The organism is Bacteroides sp. FSHCM14E1 (assembly GCF_019633785.1).
Taxonomy (GTDB): Bacteria; Bacteroidota; Bacteroidia; order Bacteroidales; family Bacteroidaceae; genus Bacteroides; species Bacteroides hominis.
This window is the reverse complement of record NZ_JADKYL010000001.1, coordinates 85,564-99,857: the sequence shown is the minus strand read 5'-3', so window position 1 is coordinate 99,857 and position 14,294 is coordinate 85,564. Positions and strand designations below refer to the sequence as shown.

At 40.7% G+C, this 14,294-nt stretch carries 9 protein-coding genes; all 9 read right to left on the bottom strand.

Annotation, left to right across the window (positions count from 1 at the left end; translation table 11 throughout):
- Positions 1 to 5 precede the first annotated feature (5 nt).
- The gene (locus ISX59_RS00410; RefSeq protein WP_005776737.1) at positions 6 to 1,193 is read right to left on the bottom strand and encodes a DUF4856 domain-containing protein; all 1,188 of its coding nucleotides are present in this window, start codon (positions 1,191 to 1,193) and stop codon (positions 6 to 8) included.
- A gap of 17 nt (positions 1,194 to 1,210) precedes the next feature.
- Positions 1,211 to 1,846, bottom strand: a complete 636-nt coding sequence (locus tag ISX59_RS00405) for a hypothetical protein (RefSeq protein ID WP_220575529.1) — start codon at positions 1,844 to 1,846, stop codon at positions 1,211 to 1,213.
- Positions 1,847 to 1,867: 21 nt separating this feature from the next.
- Positions 1,868 to 2,893 (bottom strand): DUF4302 domain-containing protein, encoded by a 1,026-nt coding sequence (locus tag ISX59_RS00400; protein ID WP_220575528.1) that lies wholly within the window; start codon positions 2,891 to 2,893, stop codon positions 1,868 to 1,870.
- Positions 2,894 to 2,898: 5 nt separating this feature from the next.
- The gene (locus ISX59_RS00395) at positions 2,899 to 3,903 is read right to left on the bottom strand and encodes a putative zinc-binding metallopeptidase (RefSeq protein WP_220575527.1); all 1,005 of its coding nucleotides are present in this window, start codon (positions 3,901 to 3,903) and stop codon (positions 2,899 to 2,901) included.
- 38 nt (positions 3,904 to 3,941) lie between these two features.
- A complete protein-coding gene (locus tag ISX59_RS00390; RefSeq protein WP_220575526.1) occupies positions 3,942 to 5,447 on the bottom strand; it encodes a RagB/SusD family nutrient uptake outer membrane protein in 1,506 nt (501 codons plus the stop codon).
- A gap of 10 nt (positions 5,448 to 5,457) precedes the next feature.
- Positions 5,458 to 8,835 carry a SusC/RagA family TonB-linked outer membrane protein gene (locus tag ISX59_RS00385; RefSeq protein WP_220575525.1) on the bottom strand — a complete coding sequence of 1,126 codons (3,378 nt, stop codon included), beginning with the start codon at positions 8,833 to 8,835 and terminating at the stop codon, positions 5,458 to 5,460.
- A 44-nt stretch (positions 8,836 to 8,879) separates the two neighbouring features.
- The gene (locus ISX59_RS00380; protein WP_022012196.1) at positions 8,880 to 11,111 is read right to left on the bottom strand and encodes a TonB-dependent receptor domain-containing protein; all 2,232 of its coding nucleotides are present in this window, start codon (positions 11,109 to 11,111) and stop codon (positions 8,880 to 8,882) included.
- An 816-nt stretch (positions 11,112 to 11,927) separates the two neighbouring features.
- Positions 11,928 to 12,797, bottom strand: a complete 870-nt coding sequence (locus ISX59_RS00375) for an AraC family transcriptional regulator (protein WP_005776728.1) — start codon at positions 12,795 to 12,797, stop codon at positions 11,928 to 11,930.
- A 298-nt stretch (positions 12,798 to 13,095) separates the two neighbouring features.
- Positions 13,096 to 14,292: an OmpA family protein gene (locus tag ISX59_RS00370; protein WP_188520456.1), complete on the bottom strand. Its 1,197-nt coding sequence runs from the start codon at positions 14,290 to 14,292 to the stop codon at positions 13,096 to 13,098.
- Between the last annotated feature and the right edge of the window lie 2 nt (positions 14,293 to 14,294).

Sequence of the window (14,294 nt, the reverse complement as noted above, 5' to 3'; positions counted from 1 at the left end):
TCTCCTTATTTTTTAATGTCTTCCAATGAAACTCCAAATATTTTTCCAATGCGAGTTGCCAAATTATATAACGCCCCTTCGGTTTGCTCTCTTCCCAATAAGCGCTCTTTATCCCATAAACCATCGTTCTTCTCCAGTTCATGCAATAAGTTTCCGGTTTCTTCGTTTGTAATGAATGGCTTTCCTTGCGTATTACGTGCAAATTGTGCAGCATAGATCAACCCGTAAGCTTGGGAGAGCAGGCGGAATGCACGTCTGGGATTCTCTTTTAGATTGGCAAATGTATTAGGGCCGACAAGCAGATTCATAGCTCTTGCGGCAACCACCCGCGAAAGCTCTTGTCTGATGGTATCGGCCTGTAGCCTCATTTCATCATATCGGGAAGTCTCCATAAAGGTCCGTCCTTTTACAAATGAGCGGAAGATGCGTAAGTGACAGTCTTTTAGGGCAGGTAAGCCATCGGCCTGAGCCAATGTTTTCCAGAAGCTGTAATATCCATAAGCCAGATCCCAATGATGCTCTAACTCTGTATAGTTATGACCGGGTAAGAGTTGTGTCAGGTCGTTTCGGACAAGTATCTCGTTATTTCCCAATATTTCCTCACCCAGATGTATATTCAATATTTTGTCCAGATATATCGCCCCCATAACAGCATATTTGTAAACCTCGGCCACGGCAATCCCTTTCTCATCTACATAACAGATATCTGAATCGCTTATATTATTGCCTACATATCCCGTCGAACCTTTCGCAGCTTCCCTGTTCCTATGTTCGTAAGAGGGAATGTTCGCCCCTAAACCCGCAATGCGTGCAGAAGTTTCAAACCAATTGTCAATGTCTCGCAGAATCTTTTCTCTATCGTTCAGATGTACAGGAGAAGTGGAAACTTCTTTCTGGGGTTTCAGTCCGAATGTCCCTTCATGATAGATACGGCGTGCTTCGTCATAATCTCTTTGAGTACTCATACGCGCTTCATTCATATATTCCGAAAAAATTCGGTCAATGGGAGATTTCAGAAATTCACATTCCAGCACATTTACAGAACTCTCCCCGTTTCTTGAGAATTTGTATGAAGGTTCAGGAAATACCGGAAGTTGGTACGCACTTTCCACTGTTTCATTTATCCCTTCGGTACAAGCTGCAACACTCGTCAGCAGACAGAAAGAGAGTATATATTTCAGTAAGTAATTCATCTTTTTGCTATTTTTTCTTAAGGTAAAATCAAATATTCACAATAAGGATACCTCAGTGGGTTGATCCCTTCCTCATTTTGATATTGCTCTGTTTCCAAACCGGGAATTTCAATCAGTCCGTCGGTAGAAACGGCTTTGATACTTGCTTTTATGTTGGAAGACCTGGGTCCCTCCCCGGTAACACACAGATATAGAGAAAATCCCGAATGGACATTAAAAGAGATTTCCAATTTCTCTCCATTATACATTACGTTGGGGATTAACCGGCCTGTATCCTCCCGTGCCACTCCCGCACTCTTCTTTCCACAACTGATTGTCACCAACTCTTTCTTCTCATTAATATATTTCACTTTGTACTGGGCAATGACATCATTTGTAAGGTTTCCATCCCAACTTTTTTCCTGAAACGAACATATCAGGGTTATCTTATATTGTTCAGCGTCATCCGGTGCTTCCGTACCGGGGTATTGGTAACTTTCCAATGCCTGATTGGGATCACACAATTGCACGAACAGCTCTCCACGCTTGTTTGCAGGTTTCTCTATCTCTTTAGGTGGAAATAGTTTTTCATAATCTTCATTCACTGCGAAATCTTCTTTTACTGTATTGCAGCTGCATACAACCAGCAGGCAAATTATCCATATATGTTTCATATTCATTCTGGTTTTTAATATTTAAATTTCATCCCGGATTTCAGCTATTACTCCGGTCTTTTCTCCTTCGGGAGCAAGATATCTGCTTACCCAACGCATTGTTTTACTATAAGGGTCAAACACTTTGACAAGTTCACAGACGAACCGCTCTCCCTCTCTGCGGAAATCATAAAAAGTGTATGTTTCACTATACCGTATACCGGGCCTGAAAGTCAAGCCGTCAGCTGTACCTACATATCCCGATCCCAAGCCTCTCACCTTATTCCCAAGCCATCCCCGAGGAGCAAAGTAATCTACGGCAAGAAACAGACGATAGCGTTGATATACTTCCAGTGGTTGTTTCGTATTTCCATCCGTGCTATAAGTGGCATTCATACGCATGTCGCTTCGAAAATAAACCCGGTCAGCCTTACGGATACTTAGTTGAGGATTTTTCATCTTCTCAAAGAACAGCTTATTGTCATATGACTTTCTAATATCCTCCTGCCAACTTTCATCACTCTTCAGTTTTGTAAATACAATATACTCCCGTGCAGGCTCTGTATATGAAGATGTTTTAAATATCAGATTTCCGTCAATATCTTTTCCTGTATAAAGAAAATCCGAAGAACCGGTGAACCGGTCGTTCACCAAAGAGTGCAGATAGTTATAAGTAGTAAAACTCAGTTGTGTGAATGTATTTTGGCTTACTTCAAACTCACTTTGCCGAACTTCCTGCAAACTCTGCTCGGTATAATCGGCCACAGCCTGTACAACTCCATTGTCAGAGAACCTCATCAGGAAGCAGTGTCCGCCATATCCATATTTATACTTTTCGTCGAATATCCCTTTGGGAAGAGTTATCAATTCGTTCACATTCGTAAACAGCAGAGAGTCTGTTCGGGGAAAGTAGGTGACAGACCATCCGTAAGGAGCATTTATAAGCTCCTTTCTCAGTTCGCTAATATGTTTCGCGTTCCGTTCAGAAGGAGATAAGTCGAAGATTCCTTCATCCTTACATGAAAAGAAAACCATTATCAGAATCAGTATTCGAAATCCTGTTTTCATGCTTTTTATTTTTGTTTAGTAAATGCTTTTAATTGCTTTATACTTCTCAGTTGAAGATAATTAAGCGAAATCTTAATTTCTTTCTTGAAGTAATCTTCTACCAATTTTTGCTTTTCTGTCAACTCTTTGTATGCCTGGACAGCTTGTTCATTATATGCATTTTGGAGGTCCTGATCCGATCCGGCTGTATAAGGAGTTTTTGCTTCAGTCAAGGCTTTAAGTATATCTTTGGGGGTATGTGTCAGCTTTGAACTGATAATTTCCGCAAAGTCCTTTTCGGGCGAGAGAAGAGAATGGTAGGTAAAAAAGCCTTTTCTATTGGCATATCTGGCCAAAACGAACACTCTACGTCCATGCGTCTCTCCTTTGAAGACCCATGCAATGGGGGTGGTCGATTCGATATATTTATTTCTACTTATGGATAGGAATCTGTTTCTGTCGTAAGGGAAAAGCTCCATAAGATGTCTGGCAAACTGGTGATGTACACTTCGCATTAAGACAAAAACTTTATCTTCATCTTTAGGATCGAACTCGTTGATGTTGTACAGAAACATCTCATTAGTTGTCGCCTCGGGATTGTCTAATAATTCCATCCCGTTTCCATCTACATTTCTTCCTCCGTACATATATATTTTAAGAGGATTCTTTCCCAATAAAAACTTTTCTCCTCCCAAATCGGGGCTTGTGTAGAGATCAATCCATAAGGCCTTGATAGCCTTGAGCACACTTTTTACATTAGCGACTTCGGGAGGATAGATATAGCTCCCGTTTTGCACTACATTTTTGTCCCACCGATATTCCACTTCGATGCCGTAAGGGAGGGTGAATGTATCCAATATCCATTTGTCCAACTCTGTTTTTTCACGCTCTACCGCACCCGCTTCCACTACACTCCGATCAGATAAGGGTGCTTCCTTCTCACAGCCTGCCAATAGGAAAGAGGTAACGAGAAAATACAGACTTCCCCGGATAAAATATCTGAATTTCATTTTTTTGATTATTGTTTTCATACGCTCGGTTTTATTGTTTAATTATTTTTTAGAATATTTTATCGGGGATTAGGAACCAATCCCCGGTTAATGGCTTCTGCCGGAATTTGCAGAAGTTTTCTGGAATCTTCTTTTTCCAGTTGCCTGTAAAACTTACACTTCGATGTACGTTTGACCGATATATAAAAACGGCGAATGTCAAACCACCTCAGACCTTCGTGCAGGAATTCCTGTCTTCTAAAACCTAAAAAGATTTTTATCAGCGCCAACTGATTGATACTCATTCCATAGAATGGAGTATAAGTCTGGTAATTGTCGCTACTTGTCTGCGTATAAGCCGAACGGTTGCAAGAAGGGTACACTCCATACTTGGCAGATAAGTAGACCAACAAATCATCTATTGCTTTATCATACTCTCCAAGCATGGCATACGCTTCCATCCGGTTGAGCATAACTTCGTCGGTAGAGAATAAAACATTGGTAACATACAGCCCTCTGGGACGTATACCTGTATAACCGGATAATGACAGTTCATCGAATTTTGCTATATATTGTCCGTCGTCTATACGTCCATCATTATAGTTGAACAGAAAGTACGGCTGCATCTTCATTTTCCGGAAATTAAAACATCCGTCTATTCCGTGTTGATTATACACCTTTTCGGCACTTTGGGTTGTTACTCCATATTTTTCTGAGGGGATATTACGTGCTACTCTTGATTCTGTGGTAGCTAACAATAAATTGGCTGGTTCATCAACACTTGCATACCGAATATAGAGATACTTATTATTGGAGTTAAATTCCTTTTTATACTTCTGCCAGTTTCTTAAGACAGGCTTTGGATCGACACCAAGTACATAATCAGAATATGAGACCACCCGGTCCCATTCTCCCTTAATCAGATAAAAGCGCGAAGCAAAAGCATAGGCCGCTTTCTTATTGAAATGAAATTTAGGCTTGATGTAATAAGCATCATCCACCAACGAAAGACCCAGTTTCATATCTTTTTCAATCTTTTCATACACCTCCTTCACCGTTCCGCGCTCATAGTCTACCAGTGCATTTTTTTCAGGTCGATTTAAATAAGGTATGCCCGGGGCTGTTGCCGATTTGGCGGTTCCGTAAGGCTCGGCCCAGATATTTATCAACATGAAATGCAGATAAGCACGCAAGAGAAACGCTTCTCCATACAACGCTTTTACCCGATCGGTTTTAGGGTATTTACCGAGTAACTCTAATGCCTGATTGGCTTGAGCGATTCCGGCATAACATGCATTCCAATAATTCAGCGGAGTATCTAAATCTTCCTGATCGTAGTCTTCCCAATAATACATCGCTTCGTTCAACCGCGAATGAATGCCGTTTACCCTTTCTTCCACATTATCCGTACGTGCTTCCAGGAAAGCAAAATAACTGGCTTCGGGATAGGCTCCGGTAAGGAGCTCGGCTATTTTGTCCTCGCTGTCTATTTGTACATCAAGGGTAGAATCCGGATTTGTTTCCAGATAGTCCTGACACGCCGTCAGCAGAAGGATCATGATACTTAAAAAGATTGTCTTCTTCATTTTTGTCCAATTAAAATTCAACATTCAATGTCATCGTATATTGTTTGGGAGTAGGTAGTGAAACTCCCCCTGATCTATAAAACTCAGGGTCTTGCCCGTTTAGTTTCTTATCCGAATAGATCAGGAATGGATTCGTCACGTTTACCTTTACATTCATCTGCTTGATTTTGAGAAAGGAAAGGAATCTTTGAGGCAGACGATATCCCAACGAGATGTTTTTCATACGCACGAAACTGCCATCGGCCACCCTATTTTGTGAATAGTTATAGGTGTTATAAGCTTTTTCGATATTTTCTTTTCCGATATTCCGTATCAGATCCTGTGAAGGAATAACGGGAATATTTGTTTTCCACTCATCACCGGGGGTCAACCAGCGGTTGTAGTACTCTTTAGAAAATACATTAAGGTCGGCAAATGCCGGATCAAACGACGGGTTCAGCCGAATCTTATTACCTGCTTGCATGGTAACGAAGCACGATAATTCCCAGTTTTTATACTTAAAGGTATTGGCAATACCTCCTATATAACTCGGTTCAATAGGTCCGTGGTAAATAAGGTACGACTTTGAATGCTGGGCATCCAGAAAGTCTGCTCCTGATATTTCACTGTTCACTCCCTTGTTGGAAGGATAAAGTCCGAAATCGAAAGTAGGCAGACCATCACTGTTAAGCCCCTGAAAATTGAAAGAAAACAGAGATCCACGTGGAAAACCGACAATGTTGCCACGTCCGGTTCCGGCCACCATATCGAAGGTGTTAGGGGTATTCAGCAACCGGGTAATCTTCTGTTTCATTCCGCTGATAGTAAATGTGGTAGACCAACTGAATTTCTCACTCAATATATTTTGGGTCTGTACCGCCAACTCCACTCCGCGCGTACGCATATCCCCGAAATTAGCATATTTGTAATACTGTCCTCCCACACCGGAAGTACGGATAAGATCTATCAGATCGAACGAATTGCGTTGGTACACATCAAATGTTGCACTAATGCGATTGTTGAACAGTCCAAGTTCAAGACCGAAGTTCAACTCATACATTTTTTCCCACGTCAGATCACGATTTTCCAAATGTAAAATACGCAACGCATTCTCCCTGTCTTTCAGAAGAGTACGGTTGACTATAAGATGGTTGAAAACCGCAGTAGAGTTAATAGCTTGTTCATTCATTTTGGCAGTTAGTCCATAACTTGCACGCAGGGCGAGTCTTGAAATGGTAGAGTATTTTTTCATATACTCCTCCTGATCCAGATTCCATTTGGCTCCGATATTCCAAGTCGGCAACCAGCGAGAACGACTATATTTACCCGCAGTGTTGGATCCTTCATAATTGAATACCCCATTGAAAATGTATTTTCCGGCATAACCGTAAGTAGCGCTGCCCGATAGCGTCACTCCCCTTTCATAACGTTCGGTCAGAGAAAAATAGGTATCTCCTTCATTGGTCAACTTTTCAAAAACCAAGGGGTTGGAAAAAACCTGATTCCCTCTATCATACTGTATCCCATAACCTTGAAAGGGGTTGATGCTGCGATCGGCATATCGTATTTCAGTAAATCCGAAAGCGCGTATATTATGCTCGCCCAGTTGCTTATTATAATCCAAAGCCAGACGTCCCAAATAACTTCGCAAAGAAGTTTCCGTTTTATTGAATATACCTCCATGTGTCAATGCCACCCGGGGCAGTTGCATCGGCTCATCTTTATTCTTCAACAGATAAATGTTTTCCCGGGCTACATAGGGAGTCTCGTTGGCACGAAAAGCCTGTATCACATTAGATCCTTCAGTTATAAAATGCGAACTTTTGGTAACCGCATGACGTATCGTAGCCAATCCTTTTACTTCAATGTTGTTATTAAGCCTGTATGAGAGTTCGCCCTGCAATTTGAGATCCAACACTTCGGTTTTAAGGTAATTGTTTTCAAATTCATTCAGGATGTTGAACGGAGCCCAGTTGTTCCGATAGTACTCTCGTTCGCCATCCGCATTATGAGGACGTAAAGTGCGGCTCGTACTTAAAGCATAACTAAAAGGATTAATATCGAAATCACGTTCGAATGTTCCGATAACAGTATTTTTACGTTGCGAAATCGTTCCCGGCGAGTTTTGGTTACGCAGATTTCCTTGTGCGGATATAGTAACCTTTATCTTGTCCTCGTTCCAGTAGAAAGAGTTCTTGATATTGGCAGTAATCCTTTTAACATTGTCAGCCAGTGTCCATCCCCTGTCATCATAAAAGCCGATAGAAGCATACATAGCAGAATTCTCTCCTCCTCCGGAAAAAGTCACCGTATGTGTATGGATAGGCTTATATGTAAACAGCTCTTTAAACCAATCAGTGTTAGCATACTCTCTTGCGCGCATAAACGTCCGTTTAGCATCATCCGTATTCTCCAGATAATATCGCCCGGTAGTCGGATCAACTGTATTGAGTGCTTTATACATTTGATAATACACTCCACTGCGACGCCCATATAGTGTATTTTGCAAAGAGAAATATCCCTTTCTGTCCATCTCCTGATAAATAGACATACTCTCCTGAGAATTGAGCAGATCGAAATTCGTATAGGAAGGAATAGAGCGCATACTTAGTTCGTATGTATAAGAAAATCTGTTCGGCGAATTCCTTTGACCGGATCGAGTGGTGATTACGATCACTCCATTCAATGCTCTGGCACCATAGATCGAAGTTGCCGAAGCATCTTTCAATACCTGTATATCTTCAATATCAGATGCATTCAGCCCGGCAACAGCCGAACTGATGAGGGTTACAGCATCACCCGAAGCCAGCTGGTCAAGTGTAAGCGAGACAAGATCTTCGTATACTGCTCCGTCTATAACCCATAGAGGCTGTACATTCCCCATTATGGAAGCACCGCCCCGTATATTGATCCGGGGTGCCGCACCGAAACTTCCTGTTACATTCTGTATGGAAAGTCCCGCGATACGTCCTTCGAGCATGCGCGATACATCCGATATACCGTTTAGCTTGATTTCATCCAGTTTTACCGAAGCTGCCGCCCCTGTAAAAACCCTGTTTTTAATCTGTTGATAGCCGGTGACCACCACTCCCTCTATCTCTTGTACATCGTCTTGAAGTATTATATTCATTATACCGGACGTGATTTTGACTACCCGGGTTTTCATTCCCACGAAACTCACTTTCAGCATCTGCCCTTTCCGAGCTTTAAGGGAGAACTTCCCTTCCACGTTTGTAATAACCCCTCGTGCTGTTCCTTCCACTACCACCGTAGCTCCCGGCAGAAATTCTCCAGTTGTAGAACGTACTGTACCTTTTATCTCTGCCGGCTCCTGTGCCAGACAAATCTGAGAAAAGATTGCCAGCAGCAAACTACTAATTACAATTTTTATAATCGATGTTGCATTCATTGTTATTTATTCTTTTTGTTGTTTATCACAATTGAATTTTAATATCAGAACTGTACATTAGCTCCTGCATAGATTCCAAAAGGATGTCCTGCTCTCAGACCCGCAGGATGGCGGGATGTAAGGTAAACCCTATTGGTCAGGTTGATCGCGTTTAACCTGAGCGTCAGATATTTATTTACAAGTACATTGACCGAAGCGTCGAGTATAAGGTTCGCCGGAACTTTCTCTCTCTCCGCAATTGTTCCCTGCCCGGGTGAGGTGCGCATGTCACTGTTATAGCGTGCACCTATATTTGCGTAGAACCATTTATATTCTATCCCCAATTGCATGTTCAGAGCGTGTTTGAAAATATAAGGTATTTCATCACCTCTAACTACATTACCCCATGAGTGGCTTTCGAACGAGTTCCTCATTTCCGTATCCGTATAAGTATATGATAACTGCAAAGGCAATCTTAGGCTACAAGTATGAGGCAGAGGCTGATATTGCACCAGAAACTCCGCACCTTTTACTCGGGCCTCTCCCACGTTGAACTGCTCAAGCGTTCCGGATCCGCCCGAAGCGGCCAGATCGCTTCCCAGCATATTACTGTAATTGTTGTAGAAGCCTATTAGCTCTGCTTTGAATTTCCCGATAGAAACACGTGTGCCCAATTCCATATTCACACTGCTTTCAGGCTTTTGATATAATTCCGCGCTTGGAGGAGCAAACCCTTTGTGGACCCCGAAGAAAACAGAAGCGGCCGGAAGCAATTGATAGTGTACGCCTATTCCCGGAATCAGTACACGTGCATGGTTCGGGGTCTCAATACGTACTTTACCCGAACGCGCCAAATCTTCTTTCGTATAGTCTTTTTTCAATAAGTCTATGTCCTCGTATCGTAACCCGGCAGTAATAGTCCACACGTTATATCTTAATTTGGCAAGCAGGTAACTGGCTAAAGCGTTGGCAGAAGTAACACGGTTGGCATTTGTACCGTGAATACCTTCCATGAATAGTACCATCTTCTTATTTTTCATTGAGTAAGAGTCATCCCATTGAAAACGATCTTCCTCATCGGCATGATAACGAAGCCCGAACTCCAGGTCGAAGAAGAACTCTTTCACGTTGAAACGGTATTCAGCTCTGGTTTGTATACCTCTGGAACGATAAGTTCTGTTATTGGCTCTTACCAATAAGGCCTCACCCTCCCGGTCTGTTTTTCCTGTTAGAATATCAAAATAGCGGATATTAGTTTCCGGGTCTATAAGTACATCGGCGACGGATATTTTCTCTTTCGAGGTGATTCCTGCACGCACATCATTTAGTTTGTACCAATTCCGGTGAAAATAGTTATAGTATGCGTTGGTAGTTACTTTCAATTTGTTGGAAAAAGTCAGAAGATAAGTAGCAACCCACTGCTGATGATCAGTTTTAAGTTTATCCATTTGCGAACCTGCATACCGGAGAAAAGGGGTTTTCTTAAAATCATCTGCGGAAAGCCCCACATACGTTTCATCCGAATTTTCGCCTGCATATCCGAATTTCAGTTCCAAAGCATGATTCACTCCCCTTACTTTATCCGTTTTTACCACCATTTTGGCTATAATGTCATTTCTTTTAAATCCTTCGGCTGCATAATCTTCGTATCTCTTGAAACCATCCGATTGATAACGCAGATATTCCACCATATATCCAAAATGTTTCCAGTTACTTCCGATAGCTGCATGAGATTTAAACGTATTCTTACTTCCGTAAGAAATGTTTGCTTTGCCGGAAAAGTTGTTCGGAATAGGAGTCGATACCAGATTAATGGCTCCTCCCGTAGTGAACGGGCCGTATTGTACCTGACTACTCCCTTTCAGTACCTCAATAGCTTCCATTCGGGCAACATTTGGAAAATAATAAGCCGCCGGAGCAGAATAAGGAGCCGGTGCCGCCAGTACACCGTCCTCCATAATAGAGATACGCTCACTTCGCTCGGCCTTCGTTCCTCTCAAACTAATGTTCGGACGAAGCCCGAAACCGTCTTCTTCATACATATTAACTCCCGGAACGGCTTTCAGCATGCGGTTGATATCCGTATATCCAAGCTTGCGAATTTCCTCGGGCGAGATATAATATGCCGAGCCTGTACGGTTTCTTGCTTTAAACTTGCTTCCAAGTATTTGTTGGGATGATACTACTACCTCTTGTAACTGGTAGATGGAGTCACTCTTCACCTGCTGTTCCTGTGAGTATATAGCTGAATATCCCAAAGAAAAGAGGATGATAAATAAAGGTTTTCTATTTGTCATATTAATAAAATTGTAACATTGTCAGGGGGCTTCTATTAGATTTACCTCCACAAGAGATGCGCTTTGCAGAAATCAAGCTACGAATAGCGGTATAACCTGCTTACTTAACACCCATATCGACTCTTTTAGAAAAGCTGTAGTGCCTGCATGGATAGGAAAAAAAGGAAAGCAAAACTCTAATGTTTGTTAGGGTATAGAAACTGTATTCCTTAATATAGTTTAGTTGTTTGTTTAATTACGGCGGCAAAGATAAAGACACTAAATTTAACCCACAATCACTATATTTAGGTATTTGCACCAAATCGAAATTTTTCCTAACATTACATAAAACAGATTGCTTACACACAGAGTATGAGCATGATATGGCATTAAACTTATAAAGTTACCAAAGGAGTAAGATAACAGTCCATTAAGTAATATTTATGTGTTCCACCGGATCCCGGCAAATTAAACCTGCAGTTAAAGCCGGCTTTTATCAGTCATCTCTCAAACAGGATGTCAGGAGTATGTCATGAGAACAAGTTTTGTATCATTTCTCACAGTATAGTTCTTAACTGCATTCTTATTTTCCAGTGACACTTTTCGACTTCAGAATTAATATGTCCGAATGGAGCAAAGCAATAAAAAAGACCAAAGACTTAAAGTGATCAAAAGTATTTAAATGAAACAGGAAATTGAAACCGAAGCCATCAAGAAACCCAAGCAAAGAAAGAGTTTCCCCCCCAACTAACTGTATTACAAAATATCACTAAAATAAAAAGACCGGAATAGAATAAGCATCTAATCCAGCCTTTATATGATTTTCCGGTATATATATCAGTAACCCAAATCGGAAGCATCGATCCGTTTACTTTCTGTTCTCAATTTACTGGGAGTCATTCCAAATAATCTCTTACAGTAAGAAGTGAAATGAGCTTGTGAATTGAAATCAAAATCCATTGCGATCTCTTGAAAAGGAGTATCAGACTCACTTATTTTTTCTCTGATCAACTCCGCTTTCTTTTTTTGCATCCATTGGTAAGGACTTTCTTTAAAACAATCCCGGAACTTACGATTAAAAGAGCGCTCAGAAGTACAGTACAAACCTGCAAATTCCTTCACACTCTTTACTTTCCTATAATTATCCATTACAAAATCTTCAAAATGTCCTGCATGACCTAAGATAGAAGAAAAAAAAGTAAATAATTCTTTCTTCGTATAATACCCTCTCAAAACCAACAAGACCTCTTGCTGTTTGATAAGATGCATATGTTTACATTGCATTTTGGCATATAAATATGCAACGATGGAATCCAAAACAGCCAGTAAAGGAGCTCTTATGGGAAGTACACACATCTCTTCTTTCTTTTTCTCATAAGAAGAGAGAGAATTTATATAAACTTTATCACACACTCTAATGTCTTTATTCCAAAACAACAAGAGACATTTTGCATCATATATGACTTCGATTTTATTATCCACATGCTGTGGGATAAGAAGCATTTCATCTTTCTCAACATGTACATTCTGATATTCACCACTATCGATAGACACCTCTCCATCAAGGAGGAAAAAAATACAAGGAGAAGCACTATTATCTATTTGACTTACATTATCTTTTTCTAAATTATAACAAACAAAACCTGTATTAACATCTACTTGATAGTTCATGCATGACAGATGTTCTTTAAAATAAAGTAATTTCATAATATTATTTTATTAAACATACAAAATTAAACTATTAGCGGTTATTTATCACAGAATAAAATTTTATACAAATCCGCCAACTATCTCTACATTTATTCATAAGATAATCTTTTTAAGCATTTCTTTTTATGAAGTTTAAAGAGTTACCTACTCTTAAGCCAGATGATGATTAATTCTTTAACATTCTATTATTTCTTCGAATCTTTTCATTCTACATCAAAACAACGGAACAAAAAAGGCAACAAAAACAAAATTGTTCTTGCCGCCTTTATGTTTTATGAAAAATTAATATAGCTCATTATTCTTCATTTGTTAACCAACCCCAGTAATCTGAATTCGTCACTCTCTCAATAGACACTTTTCTATCACCCATTCTGACTTTATCCGGACCTGAAGCCGGCACCGAACTGGCATGATACCCGACTCCCCGCCATTTCAACATATGCTGAGGCACTTGTCGTTTCAACAACGCACGATACACAGCTTTTGCACGACGTTTTGACAAATCCATATTATAATTATCACTTCCTCTTGCGTCTGTATATCCGGTTATCAAGAAATTGTTATCCGGATAGCTTTTCAACAGATCTGCAATTTTATCCAAAGTGAGTTCAGACTCGGAAGTAACCACATCCTTATCAAACGCAAAATGAATGTTATCGAACAGATCGCAGATATGACTTTCTACCACAGTCGGTACTTCAACTCTCTTTTCAACAATCCGTTCTACAATCCTATCAACCGGACGATCTATGTACTGTACAACCGGTATGGGACGTTTTGTACTTCCACCCCAACGGAACATAACACGCATCGAAGCCTGAACAAAGCGCGTTTGATTTTTATCGACAGGCATTATGTATTCTCCCTGTAATCCTATTCCCCAATGATCGTTAAACCAAGCTTGTACCCCGGCTCCAAAGGATAAGGGGAAATAGGATTGTTTAGATCCTATTGTCTCTCTATTCCAAGGATTTGATGACGTCCATTCTGCTTCTCCTATAGGATCATTCCCAAACTTACCCGCATTAATTGCATGAAAATCATGATGAAGGTAGTTAACACCTATACGTAAATAAGGTTCTACATATTTTGATTTAAACAATGGAGTAAATCGAAATTGAAGTCCCGGACCGGCCATATACATGAAATCGTATTTACGCCCGCCTGTTTCAACTTGATTTCTTGCTAAGCCCAATGTTCCCTGCAAATCAATGTAAAACCAGGGGTTCAGTTCACGAGCAGCATATAGTTGGATACCACCAAAAAGATGATCGATATTCATCCGATACAAATAGTCACCATCTATTTGGCGGAAATCGGAGAAGGTCACTCTATCCCAGTTGATAAGAGCCCCACCAGCCCCCACCTCCCAAGCTTTGGTTCTATATTCCGGTCTCTCCACTTTATCGTTTTGAGCATAAGTATAGAAGGGAAAGACAGTAAAAGCCAATGCTCCTATAAAAAGTCTATTTATTATTACACTGAAATTCATCT

Coding starts and splice junctions, on each gene's coding strand:
- ISX59_RS00380 (WP_022012196.1), bottom strand. CDS start 11,111: ATGACAAATAGAAAACCTTTATTTATCATCCTCTTTTCTTTGGGATAT.
- ISX59_RS00370 (WP_188520456.1), bottom strand. CDS start 14,292: ATGAATTTCAGTGTAATAATAAATAGACTTTTTATAGGAGCATTGGCT.
- ISX59_RS00375 (WP_005776728.1), bottom strand. CDS start 12,797: ATGAAATTACTTTATTTTAAAGAACATCTGTCATGCATGAACTATCAA.
- ISX59_RS00385 (WP_220575525.1), bottom strand. CDS start 8,835: ATGAATGCAACATCGATTATAAAAATTGTAATTAGTAGTTTGCTGCTG.
- ISX59_RS00395 (WP_220575527.1), bottom strand. CDS start 3,903: ATGAAAACAATAATCAAAAAAATGAAATTCAGATATTTTATCCGGGGA.
- ISX59_RS00390 (WP_220575526.1), bottom strand. CDS start 5,447: ATGAAGAAGACAATCTTTTTAAGTATCATGATCCTTCTGCTGACGGCG.
- ISX59_RS00400 (WP_220575528.1), bottom strand. CDS start 2,893: ATGAAAACAGGATTTCGAATACTGATTCTGATAATGGTTTTCTTTTCA.
- ISX59_RS00410 (WP_005776737.1), bottom strand. CDS start 1,193: ATGAATTACTTACTGAAATATATACTCTCTTTCTGTCTGCTGACGAGT.
- ISX59_RS00405 (WP_220575529.1), bottom strand. CDS start 1,846: ATGAAACATATATGGATAATTTGCCTGCTGGTTGTATGCAGCTGCAAT.